Source organism: Sphingomonas sp. Leaf23, from assembly GCF_001421585.1.
Taxonomy (GTDB): Bacteria; Pseudomonadota; Alphaproteobacteria; order Sphingomonadales; family Sphingomonadaceae; genus Sphingomonas.
On record NZ_LMKR01000002.1, the window covers coordinates 747,643 to 763,064 of the forward strand.

Sequence of the window (15,422 nt, forward strand, 5' to 3'; positions counted from 1 at the left end):
TAGTGGATCGCGGGCGGGAGGAAAAGGGGCCGCGCCCCGCAAACCTTGCCCCGGCGGCGGCGATGCGCGATGGGGCGGCCAGTGCCTCCATCCGCCAGGAACCCGAGTCCCATGAAATTCTTCGTCGACACCGCCGATACCAACGACATCCGCGAACTGGCCGATACCGGCCTGCTGGATGGCGTCACCACCAACCCGTCGCTGATCCACAAGTCGGGCCGCGACTTCCTCGAAGTGGTCGCCGAAATCTGCTCGATCACCGATGGCCCGGTGTCGGCCGAAGTGGTCGCGCTCGACCACGCAGGCATGATGCGCGAGGCCGAAATCCTGCGCAAAATCGCCGATAACGTCGCGGTGAAGGTGCCGCTGACGATCGACGGCCTGAAGACCTGCAAGGCGTTGAGCGACGATGGCACCATGGTCAACGTGACGCTGTGCTTTTCGGCGAACCAGGCGCTGCTGGCGGCAAAGGCCGGCGCGACCTTCGTCTCGCCCTTCGTCGGCCGCCACGACGATATCGGCTTCGACGGCATGGGCCTGATCAGCGATATCCGCCTGATCTATGACAATTACGATTTCGGCACCGAAATCCTCGTCGCCAGCGTCCGTCATCCGATCCACGTCCTCGAATCGGCCAAGCTCGGCGCCGACGTGATGACCGCACCGCCGTCGGTCATCCGCGCGCTGGTCAAGCATCCACTGACCGACAAGGGCATCGAAGGCTTCATGGCCGACTGGGCCAAGTCGGGCCAGCAGATCGGCTGATCCGGGTTCGACAGCGGCTGCTGCATGGCGCTATCAGGCTACCATGACGCAGCCGCTGCCGCTGGCTTTCGCCACCCACCTGTCCCGCGATCGCCGCCGGTCGGTGCATACCGTCCGGGCCTATGCCGCGACCGCCGAGCGGCTGATTGCATTCCTGCAGGGCCATTGGGGCGGTGCGGTCGATGCGCCCATGCTCCACCGCATCACCGCCGCCGACCTGCGCGCCTTCCTCGCCCATCGCCGCGAACAGGGGCTGGGCAATGCCGCCGCCGCCCGCGAATTGTCGGCGGTGCGCGCGTTCATTGCCTTCACCGGAGGCGAAGCACCGCCGCTGCGCGGCCCCCGCGTCGCGAAAAGCGTCCCCCGCCCGATCTCCCCCGACGAGGCCGTCGCACTGGCCGGGGAAGTCGCCGATGCCGCCGCCGAGCCGTGGATCGGCGCGCGCGACTGGGCAGTCCTGCTGCTGCTCTACGGCGCAGGGCTGCGCATCGGCGAAGCGCTGTCACTGACCGGTCGTATCCTGCCGCTGGGCGAGACGCTGGTCGTCATCGGCAAGCGCGACAAGACGCGGATGGTGCCTCTCCTGCCGCCGGTGCGTGCGGCGGTCGAGGCCTATGTCGCGCAGCAGCCTTGGGGCACCGCGCGCGATGCACCGCTGTTCCGCGGGGCGAAGGGCGGGCCGCTCGACGCCGGGGTGGTGCGCAAGGCGGTGCGCACGGCCCGCGTCGCGCTCGGCCTTGGCGATCGCACCAGCCCGCACGCGCTGCGGCACAGCTTCGCGACGCATCTGCTGGGGCGGGGGGCAGATTTGCGCTCGCTGCAGGCGTTGCTGGGCCATGCCAGCCTGTCGTCGACGCAAATCTACACGGCGGTCGATGCCGCGCATCTGCTCGACGTCTATCGGAATGCGCATCCGCGGGGGTAGGGGCGGCCGGGCAAGATACCGCTTGCCCACACCGTCACCCCGGACTTGATCCGGGGTCCCGCTTCTTCTTCGATCGCGGCAAGCAAGCGGGACCCCGGGTCAAGCCCGGGGTGACGAGGGGGATGGCAGGGTGCGTCCCTCGACGTCGCCCCAAGACACGAACGCCGCGCCGAACCTCAGTCCGACGCGGCGTTCGCCTTAAACCGATACCGGAAAGCCGTTACCCAGCCTGCTCGGCAAGGATCGTCAGCCCCTTGGCGGTCACCTCGGCAAAGCCGCCGCGGATTGCGATGCGCTCGGCCTCGCCCTTTTCGGTGCGCTCGATCAGGACGTCGCCGTCGCGGATCGTCGACATGAACGGGGCATGGCCCTCCAGCACGCCGAAGTCGCCTTCGGTGCCCGGCACGGTGACCATATAGACCGATTCCGAGCGCACCAGCTTTTCGGGGGTCACGAGTTCGAAGTGCAGCATGTCAGGGTCTCGTTTCAATCGCGCGATCGAACGCGGCGGTGGCCGCATCGAACTTGTCCCGGCAGCCGGGATTGCAGAAGCCGACCACCGCGCCGCGATACACCGTCAGGGCGTCGTCGCTGATCGGCTTGGCCGACCAGGGACAGACGTCGTTCACGGCATCTTCGCGGCGCAGCGCCGTCATCAGGCGTCCTGCGCCATCTTCTGCGCCTTGGCGACGACTTCGTCGATGCCGCCGACCATGTAGAAGGCCGATTCCGGCAGGTGATCGTATTCGCCTTCGACGACCGCCTTGAACGACTTCACCGTGTCTTCCAGCGCGACGAACTTGCCGCTGATGCCGGTGAAGACCTCGGCGACGTGGAACGGCTGGCTGAGGAACTTCTGGATCTTGCGGGCGCGGGCGACCGTGACCTTATCCTCTTCGCTCAGCTCGTCCATGCCGAGGATGGCGATGATGTCCTGCAGCGACTTGTAGCGCTGGAGCAGCGACTGCACGGCGCGTGCCGTGTCGTAATGCTCCTGGCCGACCGTGCGCGGCTCCAGAACGCGGCTGGTCGAATCGAGCGGATCGACCGCCGGATAGATGCCGAGTTCGGAGATCGCGCGGTTAAGCACGGTCGTCGCGTCGAGGTGGGCAAACGAGGTCGCCGGTGCCGGATCGGTCAAATCGTCGGCAGGAACGTAGATCGCCTGCACCGAGGTGATCGAGCCCTTGTTGGTCGACGTGATGCGCTCCTGCAGCGCGCCCATGTCGGTCGATAGGGTGGGCTGATAGCCCACCGCCGACGGAATGCGGCCGAGCAGCGCCGACACTTCCGAACCCGCCTGGGTGAAGCGGAAGATATTGTCGACGAAGAACAGCACGTCCTGCCCTTCGACGTCGCGGAAATATTCGGCGATCGTCAGGCCCGACAGCGCGACGCGCGCACGGGCGCCCGGCGGCTCGTTCATCTGGCCGTATACCAGCGCGACCTTCGACCCTTCGCTCGTCGGATTGCCCTCGGCATCCTTGGCGATGACGCCCGCGTCGAGGAACTCGTGGTACAGGTCGTTGCCTTCACGGGTCCGCTCACCGACGCCCGCGAACACCGACGTGCCGCCATGGCCCTTCGCGATGTTGTTGATCAGTTCCTGAATCAGCACCGTCTTGCCGACGCCGGCGCCGCCGAACAGGCCGATCTTGCCGCCCTTGGCGTAGGGCGCGAGCAGGTCGATGACCTTGATGCCGGTGACCAGGATCGCGCTCTCGGTCGACTGGTCGACGAATTCCGGTGCCTTGGCATGGATCGGGGCGGTGGTTTCCGCGCCGACGGGGCCACGCTCGTCGATCGGCTCGCCGACGACGTTCAGGATGCGGCCGAGCGTCTTGGGGCCGACCGGCACGCGGATCTGCGATCCGGTGTCGCGCACCGCCTGGCCACGGGTCAGACCCTCGGTCGCGTCCATCGCGATCGTGCGGACGGTGCTCTCGCCCAGATGCTGCGCGACTTCGAGGACCAGCCGGTTGCCGTTATTGTCGGTTTCCAGTGCCGACAGGATGGCCGGCAGTTCGCCGTCGAACGTCACGTCGACGACCGCGCCGATCACCTGGCTGATGCGGCCGGTATTGTTGGTGCTGCCCTGCGGGGCGTAGGTGTCTGCGGCGGTTGCCATTACGGGTTCCTCGGGTGGCTGTCCCCGGCCTGTGGCGCGGGACGGGTAAAGGTCACGATCAGGCGACGTCCGCCGTCGATCGGTTCACGGGTAATCTTGTAGTCCGCGCCGGGCAGGGTACCCGATGCGGGGCTTTCGGTGCGGATCGCCTTTTCGACGGCATCCTGCCCCGGCAGCGCCATCGATGCCAGCGGCCGGTTCACCCAGCGGATGAACTGGTCCTTCGCAAACGGGCTGGCGTCGAGATTCACGATGTCGAGCGTGAAGCGCAGCTCGCCAATCCGCTGGGCATCGCCGGTCACGCTCAGATTGGCAGTGTTGACCGGCTTGACCGACGGGTCGCCCATCGGCGTCGGCTGTGCCGTCGTCACGAATGCGCCGCCCTTCGGCGCATAGGCCGACAGGCGAAAGCCCATGCCGTTCAGCAGCTCGATCGTGCGCGGCGCATCACCCAGCACGGTGGCCCAGCCGCCGGTGACGAACGGCGTCGGCGTCGCGTGCGGCTGCTCCGCTGCCTTGTCGGCGGCAGGCTGACCGCAGCCGGCCAGCGTGGCGACGAGCGCCAGCAGGACGGCGACACGGATCACAGCGCTTCGGCGCCCGAGATGATCTCGACCAGCTCGGTCGTGATCGCGGCCTGGCGGGTGCGGTTATATTCGATGGTCAGGCGGTTGATGAGGTCGCCGGCGTTGCGCGTGGCATTGTCCATCGCCGTCATCTTCGAGCCCTGCTCCGACGCCGCGTTTTCCTTCATCGCGCGATAGATCTGCACGGCGATGTTGGTCGGCAACAGGCTGTCGAGGATTGCTTCCTCGCTCGGCTCATATTCCACCACGGCGTCGGCCGCCGGGACCTTGGTCGCGTCGGGAATCTTGACTGGGATCAGCTGCTGTTCGGTCGGCTCCTGCGTCAGCACCGTCTTGAACGTGGCATAGAACAGGTGTGCGACGTCGAACTCGCCCGCTTCGTAGCGGCGGATCAGGTCGTCGGCATAGCCCTTCGCATCTGCAAAGGTCAGCTTGCCGAGGTCACCCGGCTCGACCGCATGGACGAAGCCCTCGCGGAACTGGCGCGCCAGCACGGCGCGGCCCTTGCGACCGATCGTCAGGAACTTGACGGTCTTGCCCTCGGCCTGCATCTCGAGCGCGCGACGGCGGGCGAGGCGGGCGATGTTCGAATTGAACGCGCCGGCCAGCCCCTTGTCCGACGTTGCGACGACGAACAAATGCACCTGGTCGCGACCGGTGCCGGCGAGCAGCGGCGAGCTGCCCTCGGTGATCTGCGCAGTGCTCGCCAGGCTGGCGACGACCTGCTCGACCCGCTGGGCATAGGGGCGACCGGCCTCGGCCGCCTCCTGCGCACGGCGCAGCTTGGCGGCGGCGACCATCTTCATCGCCTTGGTGATCTTCTGCGTCGACTTCACCGAGCCGATGCGCAGTTTCAGGGCCTTGAGGCTTGCCATCTGTCTTCCCTACTCCCTGTTCCCGACAAGCGGGAAAAGGGTCGGGGAGAGGGGACTGTCGCAACGACGGTTCCGCTCTGCCCCTCTCCCAACCCTCTCCCCTGAAGGAGAGAGGGCTATGTGGCTTACGCGAAGGTCTTCGCGAACTGGTCGAGCGCGGCCTTCAGCCCCGACTTCGCCTCGTCGCCCAGATCCTTGGTGTCGCGGATCTTGGCCAGCACCTGCGGGTGGTTCGCCTTGAGGTCCGACAGCATCGCCGCTTCGTAGCGCACGACGTCGTTCACCGGAACGGTGTCGAGATAGCCCTGCGTGCCGGCGAAGATCGACGCGACCTGTTCCTCGAACGGCATCGGCGAGAACTGGGCCTGCTTCAGCAGCTCGGTCAGGCGCGCACCGCGGTTCAGCAGCTTCTGCGTGCTGGCGTCGAGGTCCGACCCGAACTGCGCGAAGGCGGCCATTTCGCGATACTGCGCCAGCTCCAGCTTGATCGAGCCGGCAACCTTCTTCATCGCCTTGGTCTGCGCGGCGGAACCGACGCGGCTGACCGAGAGGCCGACGTTGATCGCGGGACGGATGCCGGCGAAGAACAGGTCGGTTTCGAGGAAGATCTGGCCGTCGGTGATCGAGATCACGTTGGTCGGGATATAGGCCGACACGTCGCCCGCCTGGGTTTCGATGATCGGCAGCGCGGTCAGCGAACCGCCGCCATTGGCGTCCGACATCTTGGCGGCGCGCTCCAGCAGGCGGCTGTGGAGATAGAACACGTCGCCCGGATAGGCTTCGCGGCCCGGCGGACGGCGCAGCAGCAGCGACATCTGACGATAGGCAACCGCCTGCTTCGACAGATCGTCGAACACGATCAGCGCGTGCATCGCGTTGTCGCGGAAATATTCGCCCATCGCGGTGCCGGTGTACGGCGCCAGATACTGCAGCGGAGCGGGGTCCGAAGCGGTCGCGGCGACGACGATCGAATATTCCATCGCGCCGTTTTCTTCGAGCGTGCGCACCAGCTGGGCGACGGTCGAGCGCTTCTGGCCGACGGCGACATAGACGCAATAGAGCTTCTTGCTCTCGTCATCGCCCGCATTCGCGATCTTCTGGTTGATGAAGGTGTCGATCGCGACCGCCGACTTGCCGGTCTGACGATCGCCGATGATCAGTTCGCGCTGGCCACGGCCGACGGGGACGAGGGCGTCGATCGCCTTCAGGCCCGACTGCATCGGCTCCGACACCGATTGGCGCGGGATGATACCCGGTGCCTTCACGTCGACGCGGGCGCGCTTTTCCGAAACGATCGGGCCCTTGCCGTCGATCGGGTTGCCGAGGCCATCGACCACGCGACCCAGCAGCCCCTTGCCGACGGGAACGTCGACGATGGTGCCGGTGCGCTTGACGGTGTCGCCTTCCTTGATCGATGCGTCCGACCCGAAGATCACGACGCCGACGTTATCGGCTTCGAGGTTCAGCGCCATGCCCTGGATGCCGCCGCCGAACTCGACCATTTCGCCCGCCTGGACGTTGTCGAGCCCGTGGATGCGGGCGATGCCGTCACCGACCGACAGCACCTGGCCGACTTCCGAAACCTGCGCTTCGGTGCCGAAATTGGCGATCTGGTCGCGGATGACCTTCGAGATTTCTGCGGCGCGGATATCCATGTTCAGCCTTTCATCGCGTGCGCGAGCGTGTTCAGTCGGGTCTTGATCGAGCTATCGATCATCTGGCTGCCGATCTTCACGACCAGTCCGCCAAGAAGCGTGGGGTCGACCTTCAGGTCGATCGCGACCTCACGGCCGACGCGGTGACGCAGCTGTTGTTTCAGCGCATCGACCTGGGCATCGTCCAGCGGGTGGGCCGAGACGACCTCCGCATTGGTTTCGCCGCGCGAACGGGCCGCAAGGTCGCGAAACGCACGGATGATCGCGGGCAGGTCGCCGAGACGACGATTCTGCGCCAGCACGCCGAGGAAATTGGCGGTGAGCGGGTCGAGGCCCAGCACCGGTACCAGCGCGGCGATGGCGCGGCCGGCATCGTCGCGGCCGACCAGCGGGCTCTTCACCAGCGCCGACAGGTCGGCCGATTCGGCCATCGCGGCCGATACCGTCTTCAGGCTCGATTCGACCGCCGTCAGCTGGCCCTGCTGCTGGGCGAGGCCAAACAGCGCGGTCGCATAACGGCCGCCCAGGCTCGCCTGGATCGTACCGCCGCCACCAGTAGTTCCGCCGGATGTCTCCACGCGCGCGTCCTTGTCAGGGGTCAATTCAACGTCCCATGCCGATAGGGGAGCTGCCATGCCAACCGCCGTCGCGAACCGAATTCGCGCCGCTGACCGGCCCATGCGCCCCCGATGGGTCGAGGGGCCGCTAGCATCGGTGTCACGATTTCGCAAGCTTTGTGGGACGTGGGTCCGCGCGATGCGATTCGGATGAAAGCTGAACGGGGGATTACGCTGCCGGTTTCCACGCCCGCCCTTGCCCCGCGCAGGCGGGGATCGGGCGGGCCGCGGAAGCCCTACTTCGCCGCCGTGCAGCGATACACCAGCCGCTCGTTCACCTGCGCCGGCAGGGAAGTGCGAATCGCCGATTGCTGCGTCGCCAGCGCGGCGCGCGCGCCGGTTTCGGCGGCGCACGCCTTTTGCTGCACCTGCCCGCGGAGCGAGCGGGCACGGGTCATCGCCTCGGCCGACAGCAGATAGCGGCTGTTGGTATAGCTGCCGCTGACCGGATCGAAGCGCAGCACGGAGACGGTCGCGTCCTCGTTGGGGACGAGAATGCGTTCCCAACCGCCGCCCGGCGCCTCGGCATATTGGGTGCGGCCGTTCATGCAGCCGTCGCCGCGCCAGCTCAGGCTGACCGTTTCGACCGGCGGCAGGATGATCCGGCTGCGTTCGGGCACCAGCGTGCAGAGCAGCGGCCCCGAGAGCGCGGTCGTGCGGGTCGCGGCGGTGCCGCCCGATTCGTCGGCGGCGGCGACCGATTCGGGATCGAAATCGGGCCTGAGCAGGAAGGTTGCGATCGCCGCGACGAACAGCACGCCGCCGGCGATCGCGGCGATGCGCGCCTGCCGCTGCTTCTGCCGCTTGCCCGCCAGCAGCCCCGCGCCGCCGATCGCCAGCACCGACAGCGCCAGCAGCAGCGCTGCCCCGGCGATCATGTTCTCGCGGGTCTTGGCATTGTCGGCGCGCGCCTTCTCCAGCGCAGCCTCGCGGTCGTCGCGGGCGCGTTCGGCGGCGGCGCGGGCGCGTTCGCGCTCCTCGACGCTCTGCCGCTCGGCCTCCGCCCGGTCGCGCGCATCGGCATCGGCCAGCGTCAGGCAGGGGGTGGCGATGGTCGAGACAGGCTGGCTCGCCTCGCGCAGGAACGCGATCAGTTCGCTGTCGGCGATGGCAAAGGCGAAGCTGGCATCGCCTTCCTCGCCCCGCGTCAGCGCCGAATTGACCCCCAATACCCGGCCGCACCGGTCGAGCAGCGGGCCGCCCGAATTGCCGCGCGCGATGCTGGCGGTATGGACCAGCACGGCGGTCCCCTCCAGCGTGCGGTTGCCCGACATCACCCCCTGCGATCGCACCGGCGCGGTCGGCGTCACGAAATCATCGGCCGACCGCGCGGTCGCGAGGTCGACATTGCCGGGATAGCCGAGCGCGATCAGCGGATCGCTCTCCCCCAGCTGCCCGGTGTAGAGCGTCAGCGGCGGCAGGCGCACGCCGGTGACCTCGATCAGCGCCAGGTCACGCGACTTGTCGAGCCGCAGCACGCGCCCCTCGAACGACTTGTCGCCCTCCGACGGGACCACGCCGACCACGGCTTCACCGGGATAGCGCTCCAGCAGTTCGACGACATGCGCGTTGGTGACGATGCGGCCCGGCGCGACCGCGAAGCCGGTGCCGTGCTCTACATCGACCATCTCGCCATCGACCGTCGCGATCACCACGACGCGCACCACCCCGCGCGCCGCCGCCGACACGTCGTCGGCACGGGCGGGCGCGGCCAGCACCAGCATCGCCGCCAGCGCGGTGAGCCAGGAGGCGAGCAGTCGGACGAGCGGCAGCGGGGCGTTGGTCATGACGCCGCCGTTTCGGACAAAGCGGCGCGCGGGGCAAGGGGGCGCAGGGTCAGCTTTCTTCGTCGTCCTGTTCCGCCTTCGCCCCCTTCTGCCAGCGCGCGATCGCCGCCTTCGCGCCGTCTCGGTCGATGATCGTGATCAGTTCGGCGGCAAAGGCCGCGGTCGCGCCGCCATGCGGGGCATAGGCGACCGGCCCCAGCACCTGCTTGGCCTCCGCCGCGCGGTCCATGTCGAGCAGCGCTCGCGCCGCTTCCATCCGCAAGCCCCGGTCCTGCGGGCCCAGCGCATGCGCCCGCAGCAACGCCGCGCGGGCATTCTCGTTCGGGGTCTGGCCGGGCACCTGATAGGTCTGGTAGAACAATCGCAGCGGTTCGGGATCGTCATTCTCGATCCGGTTGGCGGCCAGGAACGACCGGCGGATTTCCTTCCAGCGGGCCGGATCGGTGTCGTGCGCGGCGCGGGCCTGCGCCATCTGCGCCATGCCCAGATAGACGTGTGCATCGATCGCCTGCGCATCGGCGGCGATCCCCCGGCGGGCGGCGGCTTCGGCGGCGGCATAGTTGCCGGCATCGTATTCGGCCTCGGCCAGCGCGGTCTGTACCGTCGCATCCGCCGGATAGGGGGCGGCCAGGCGCTGCGCCATCGGCAGCAGTTCCAGCGCGGCCTTGCGGTCGACCCCGCGCCGCGACCGGATGCGCACCGGCATCATCGCGGCTTCGGCCGGGGTCAGCGTGCGCAGTGTCACCTTGGGTTGCGGCACCGCTCCTGCAGGCATCACCGAATAACGCAGCCCCGTGCGGGCATAGCGGGCCATGTCGCGGTCGAGCTGGCGCGGATCGCCCATCGCCGCCGCCGCCTTTGCCGGGGGCTGCCCGGCCGAGATCGCCTCCATGAACTGGCCGAGCTGCCCCCGCCGTGCCGGATCGAGCAGCAGCATGTGCGTCAGCAGCCAGCCCCCGGCGTACAGCGCCGACGAATCGATCTTGCGCGGATCGCCGGTCAGCAGCTCGGTGGCCGAAATCGGCATGCCGTTGGCGAACTGCCGCGCGCGGTACATCGGCGGGCGGGCGATTTCGATCGAACCGTCGTCGCGAAAGCGGGTGGGTGCAAAGAATTCGGCGAACCCTTCGACATACCATGGCGGGAACGCCGATTCCGCCCAGTTCGACAGCATGAAATGGTGGGTATATTCGTGGAACAGCACCTCTTCGGGGTCGATGCCGTTGCCGGAGGCGTTCTTCGGCACGAACGCCACCGATCCGCCGGCGCGCGGGATATAGAAGCCGGCGACGTTGGACGACCGCGCCAGCCGCGCGATGCTGCTCATGTCGCCGGTCATGTACACGGTGACCCGGTTGGGCAGCGCGATCGGCGTCGCCGGCATCTTGGTCAGCAGGCGCAGCGTCGCATCGAAGCGTTCGAGCCGCTCGGCAAAGCGCACCACGTCCTTTGCCTGGTCATCGGAATAGACGATGAAATGGTCCGACCGCGCTTCGCGCCATTCGGCCTGCGCCACCACCGGCCAGAACGCCATGGCGCCGCACGCCAACCATCGCACCAGCCGCCGCATCGTCACGCTCCCCACTACCCTGGCCGACGATGCTAACTGCTTGAATCGCCGCCGCCAAGGGTCAGACGAAGCTGTACGGATCGACATCCACCGCGACCCGCACCTTGGCGCCCCATTCCACCGCGTCCAGCCAGTCGCGGATCATGTCCTGCACGTCGAGGCTGCGGGTCGCATGGACCAGCAGGCGGAAGCGGTGCCGTCCGCGCAGCATGGCGAGCGGGGCGGGGGCGGGGCCATAGACATGGGCCCCCTCCACCTGCGGCGCGGCGCGGCCGATCGCGCGGGCGGTTACCTCCGCCGCGCCCTTGTCCTCCGAAGACACGATGATCGCGGCATAGCGGCCGAACGGCGGCACCCCGGCATCGGCGCGCGCCTCGGTCTCGGCGGCATAGAAGCTGTCGGCATCGCCGGAGATCAGCGCCTGCATCACCGGTGCGTTCGGCTGGGTCGTCTGGATATAGACATGGCCGGGCTTGGTCCCGCGCCCGGCACGCCCCGCGACCTGCGCGATCTGCTGGAAGGTCCGCTCGGACGCGCGCAGATCGCCGCCCTGCAACCCCAGGTCGGCATCGATCACCCCGACACAGGTCAGGTTGGGAAAGTGATAGCCCTTCGTCACCAGCTGCGTGCCGACGACGATATCGATATCGCCCGCCTCCATCCGCCCGACAAACTCCGCCGCCTTGGCCGGGGACCAGATCGTGTCGGAGGTGACGATGGCGATCTTCGCGGTCGGCCACAGCGCGGCGGCTTCGTCGGCGATGCGCTCCACGCCGGGACCGCAGGCGACCAGCGCGTCCTCCGCATTGCATTCGGGGCAGGCGCGCGGGGTCGGGATCACATGGCCGCAATGATGACACGACAGCCGGTGGATCAGCCGATGCTCGACCATCCACGCAGTGCAGTTGGGACATTGGAAACGATGTCCACACGACCGGCACAACGTCAGCGGGGCATAGCCGCGCCGATTGAGGAACAGCAGCGCCTGTTCCTTGCGGCCCAGCGTCTCGTCGATCGCCTTGACCAGCGGCGCCGCGATCCAGCGGCCGCGTTCGGGCGGCTGTTCGATCAGGTCGATCGCCTCGATGCTCGGCAACTGCGCCTTGCCATAGCGGCCGGGCAGCTTGACCTCGGTATAGCGGCCCTGCGCCACCTGTTGCCTTGTCTCGATCGCGGGCGTGGCGCTGGCGAGGATCACCGGGCATTTTTCGAACAGCCCGCGCATCACCGCCACGTCGCGGGCGTGATAGTGCACACCCTCTTCCTGCTTGAAGCTCGTCTCGTGCGCCTCGTCGACGACGATCAGCCCGAGATCGGCATAGGGCAGGAACAGCGCGGAGCGCGCGCCGACCACGACCTTTGCCTGTCCGCTGGCGATCGCGCGCCATGCCCGGCGGCGCTGCGTGCTGCGCAGGTCGCTGTGCCACGGCACCGGCTCACAGCCGAACCGCGCGGTGAAGCGCTTGAGGAACGGTTCGGTCAGCGCGATTTCGGGCAGGAGGACCAGTACCTGCCGGTCCTGCCGGATCGCTGCCGCCACCGCCTCGAAATACACCTCGGTCTTGCCCGATCCGGTCACGCCGTCGAGCAGGAAGGGGTGGAAGGCATCCGCATCCACCGCCCCCGTCAGCCGGTCGGCCGCCGCCTGCTGATCGTCGGACAGTGCCGGCTGGTGATGATCGGGGTCAGGCGTGGGATAGGGCTGGTCGATATCCACTGACACCGCCTCGATCGCGCCCAGCTTTACCAGCCCCCGGATCACCGCGTCGGACACGTCGGCGATCGCCGCCAGTTCGCGCACCAGCCCGCGCCGCTCACCGATCCGCTCCAGCGCCTGTTCACGCTGCGGCGTCATCCGATCGGGCACCACGCCGGTCGCGCGATATTCGATGGCGAGCTTCGCTCCCTCCAGCGCCGAATTGGAGGCAAGGCACATGCGCAGCACGGAGGCGGGGGCGGCCAGATAATAGCCCGCCGTCCACTCGACCAGCCGGCGCAAGGGCGCGGCGATCGGCGGTACGTCGGCAACACCCAGCAGCGGGCGCAGGCGATTGTCGCCGACCTCCTCCGCCGCCAGCCGCTCGGCATCCCACACCACGCCCAGCAACTGGCGCGGCCCAAGCGGGGCGGAGACGATCGAACCCGGCTCGACCGTCATGCCGTGCGGCACACGGTAATCGAGCGGCCCGAGTGCGGCGTTGAGCAGGAGGACGCGGGCGCGGGACATGGAGGCGTAGATAGGGGCGCAGGCGGTCGACGTCATCCCGCACCTTCTTCGTCGTCCCCGCGCAGGCGGGGACGACGATCGGGTGGATTACAGCGCCAGCCGCGCGGTCACGCGAATATCGCGCCCGGCGAGCGGCGCGTAATCCTTCAGGAAGCTGGCATGCCGGCGCGCCTCCACGTCAAAGATATTGTTCGCCGACAGCATCAGGCTGGTGTTGCTGCCCTTGCCGAACGGCTTCAGCGACACCGACGCGTTGACCATCGTATAGGCCGGCGTCGTCGTCTCCAGATCGGCCACGCGGTCCTGCCGCGTCACATGCTCGACCTCGCCGCGCACCTGCACCATCCGGCCCTGCGCCTCGATCCCGCCCAGCACGCGCAGCGGCGGGATGCGCGGGGCGGGGCCGCGATCGACGATCGTCGCGCGGGTATAATCGGCCAGGCCATCGACGTTGATCGCCGTCTCGCCAAACTTTGCGACGCGCGCCGACGCTTCCGCCTCGAACCCCCACAACCGCGCATCGGCCTGGCTGTACTGGAACACGGGCAGGTCGTCCCGCACCGTGCCGGTCGGGTTCTCGTAGATGAAGTTGCGGAACCAGTTGTGATACGCCGACAGGCCGAAGCTGTAGCCGTCGCCCGATCCCTTCAGCGTCGCCTCGATGCCATCGCTGATTTCCTTGGCAAAGCCCGCATTGCCGACCTCGAACGCCTGCGTCCCGGCGTGCGGGCCGTTGGCGAACAGTTCCTCCGCCGACGGCGCGCGTTCGGTGTGGCTGCCGTTGATGCCGAAGCGGAGGTGTTCGGCCAGCCCGACGCTGCCGCCGAGCGAGCCGGAGAAGCTGTCGAAGCTGCGGCGGATATTGTCGTTGCCCAGCAGGTCGTCGGCCGCGGCGCGCGCGACGGTATATTCGTACCGGCCGCCGGCTTCGGCCCGGAACGCGCCCATGTCGAACGACTGGAGCGTGAATAGGCCGAATTGCTGCGTCTCGCTCTTGGGCAGGAATTTCTCGTCGCCGACGATGTTCAGGTCGCGGATGAACATCTGTCCGCCGACCGCGCCGCGCCACCCGCCGCGCGCCGCCTGCACCAGCTCCAGCCGCGCTTCGAGCCCCTGGTTGAAGAAGCTGGTGCCGATCGCGCCGGTATCCTCGATCTCGTCATGGCGGTAATCGGCAAAGCCCGCGCGCAGGCGGATCTTTTCCAACAGCCCGCCGCCGGTATCGACCTCGGCGCGCATGTCGGCACGGGTCTGCTGGACGTGGAGCGTCACCTGCTCCGCCTCGCCGCCGTCCAGCGAATAGCGGATCGGCACGCCATAACGATTGTCGAGATGGCTGACCGAGAAGCCGAGATTGCCGGTATCGGTGACGACCGCCGCGCCGCCGGCAACCTCCCACATTTCCGACTGCGAATTGGGCAGCTTGCCGCGCAGGTCGGCCAGTTCGCGGGTTTCGGCGTCGGCGCTGGCCGCCGCCTGCGCACGCAACGGCCGCGACAGGATGTAGCCGCCAGTGTCGAGGTCGTCGGTCTTGCCGTACGTGCCGTCGAGGTGGAACACGATCTTGTCGGTCACCGGCACGTCGACCGCCGCCGACCCGCTCCGCTCATTCGCGGCCGAGCCATAGGTTGCGATGGCATCGGCATGGACCGGTTCATCGGGCACGCGGCGCGGGATGCGGCTGTCGATCACGTTCACCACGCCGCCGATCGCCGAAGACCCGAACAGCAAGGCGGACGGCCCGCGCAGCACCTCGATCCGGTCGGCGGTCAGCGGGTTGATCGCCACGGCATGGTCGACCGAGGTGTTGGACACGTCGAAGCTGCCGATGCCGTCGGTCAGCACGCGCACACGCTCCCCCTGAAGCCCGCGCAGCACCGGGCGGGATGCGTTCGGGCCGAAGCTGGTGGCCGATACGCCCGGCTGGCGGGCCAGCGTCTCGCCGATCGTCGGGCGCAGCTCGCGGGTCAGCGCCTCGCCGCTCAGCACGCTGGTGCCCGACAGGATGTCGGCCTGGTTGCGCTGATACGGGGCGGTGACGATGATCTCGGGCGGGGCTTCGCTATGATAGCGGTCGGTGGCCGGGGCCGGCGTGCTGCTCTGGGCAAAGGCGGCGGCGGGCAGGACCAGGGCGGTGGTCGACAGCCACAGGGCGGGACGGAACATGGGGCAGAAACTCCGGTTTACGACGACTCGATGCGGTAGCGTAATATGATACAACATACCACTGCCTTTGTGCGGCGCAGCGGCGGGTGGAGCCGGCGCTGCCGGACCGGGTGCCGGGCA

At 68.1% G+C, this 15,422-nt stretch carries 13 protein-coding genes; 2 read left to right on the plus strand and 11 right to left on the minus strand.

Going from position 1 to position 15,422, the window contains the following annotated elements:
* Positions 1-111 precede the first annotated feature (111 nt).
* Positions 112-765 (plus strand): fructose-6-phosphate aldolase, encoded by a 654-nt coding sequence (fsa, locus tag ASE67_RS07295; RefSeq protein ID WP_055758516.1) that lies wholly within the window; start codon positions 112-114, stop codon positions 763-765.
* Between the two features lie 43 nt (positions 766-808).
* Positions 809-1,690: a tyrosine recombinase XerC gene (locus tag ASE67_RS07300; protein ID WP_055758518.1), complete on the plus strand. Its 882-nt coding sequence runs from the start codon at positions 809-811 to the stop codon at positions 1,688-1,690.
* 220 nt (positions 1,691-1,910) lie between these two features.
* On the opposite strand, the gene ASE67_RS07305 is transcribed toward ASE67_RS07300, so the two are convergent.
* The 11 genes from ASE67_RS07305 to ASE67_RS07355 all read right to left on the minus strand — a co-directional run bounded on the left by ASE67_RS07305 (position 1,911) and on the right by ASE67_RS07355 (position 15,302).
* On the minus strand, positions 1,911-2,162 hold the full coding sequence (locus tag ASE67_RS07305) for an ATP synthase F1 subunit epsilon (protein ID WP_055758521.1): 252 nt from the start codon (positions 2,160-2,162) through the stop codon (positions 1,911-1,913).
* Between the two features lies 1 nt (position 2,163).
* Positions 2,164-2,346, minus strand: a complete 183-nt coding sequence (locus tag ASE67_RS07310; RefSeq protein ID WP_055758524.1) for a hypothetical protein — start codon at positions 2,344-2,346, stop codon at positions 2,164-2,166.
* Positions 2,346-3,818 (minus strand): F0F1 ATP synthase subunit beta, encoded by a 1,473-nt coding sequence (gene atpD, locus ASE67_RS07315; protein WP_055758526.1) that lies wholly within the window; start codon positions 3,816-3,818, stop codon positions 2,346-2,348. Before atpD ends, ASE67_RS07310 begins: the two co-directional genes overlap by 1 nt.
* Positions 3,818-4,405, minus strand: coding sequence for a hypothetical protein (locus ASE67_RS07320; RefSeq protein WP_055758529.1), 588 nt, complete (start codon positions 4,403-4,405; stop codon positions 3,818-3,820). Before ASE67_RS07320 ends, atpD begins: the two co-directional genes overlap by 1 nt.
* Complete coding sequence (locus ASE67_RS07325) at positions 4,402-5,280, minus strand: F0F1 ATP synthase subunit gamma (protein WP_055758532.1); 879 nt, start codon at positions 5,278-5,280, stop codon at positions 4,402-4,404. Before ASE67_RS07325 ends, ASE67_RS07320 begins: the two co-directional genes overlap by 4 nt.
* A 125-nt stretch (positions 5,281-5,405) precedes the next feature.
* Positions 5,406-6,935, minus strand: a complete 1,530-nt coding sequence (atpA, locus tag ASE67_RS07330; protein ID WP_055758535.1) for a F0F1 ATP synthase subunit alpha — start codon at positions 6,933-6,935, stop codon at positions 5,406-5,408.
* A 2-nt stretch (positions 6,936-6,937) separates the two neighbouring features.
* Positions 6,938-7,513, minus strand: a complete 576-nt coding sequence (locus tag ASE67_RS07335) for a F0F1 ATP synthase subunit delta (protein WP_443025551.1) — start codon at positions 7,511-7,513, stop codon at positions 6,938-6,940.
* Positions 7,514-7,788: 275 nt separating this feature from the next.
* Positions 7,789-9,339 carry a S1C family serine protease gene (locus tag ASE67_RS07340; protein WP_055758538.1) on the minus strand — a complete coding sequence of 517 codons (1,551 nt, stop codon included), beginning with the start codon at positions 9,337-9,339 and terminating at the stop codon, positions 7,789-7,791.
* Between the two features lie 49 nt (positions 9,340-9,388).
* The gene (locus ASE67_RS07345; RefSeq protein WP_055758542.1) at positions 9,389-10,909 is read right to left on the minus strand and encodes a hypothetical protein; all 1,521 of its coding nucleotides are present in this window, start codon (positions 10,907-10,909) and stop codon (positions 9,389-9,391) included.
* Between the two features lie 61 nt (positions 10,910-10,970).
* Positions 10,971-13,136: a primosomal protein N' gene (locus ASE67_RS07350; RefSeq protein ID WP_055758546.1), complete on the minus strand. Its 2,166-nt coding sequence runs from the start codon at positions 13,134-13,136 to the stop codon at positions 10,971-10,973.
* A gap of 87 nt (positions 13,137-13,223) precedes the next feature.
* Positions 13,224-15,302 (minus strand): TonB-dependent receptor, encoded by a 2,079-nt coding sequence (locus tag ASE67_RS07355; protein WP_055758550.1) that lies wholly within the window; start codon positions 15,300-15,302, stop codon positions 13,224-13,226.
* Between the last annotated feature and the right edge of the window lie 120 nt (positions 15,303-15,422).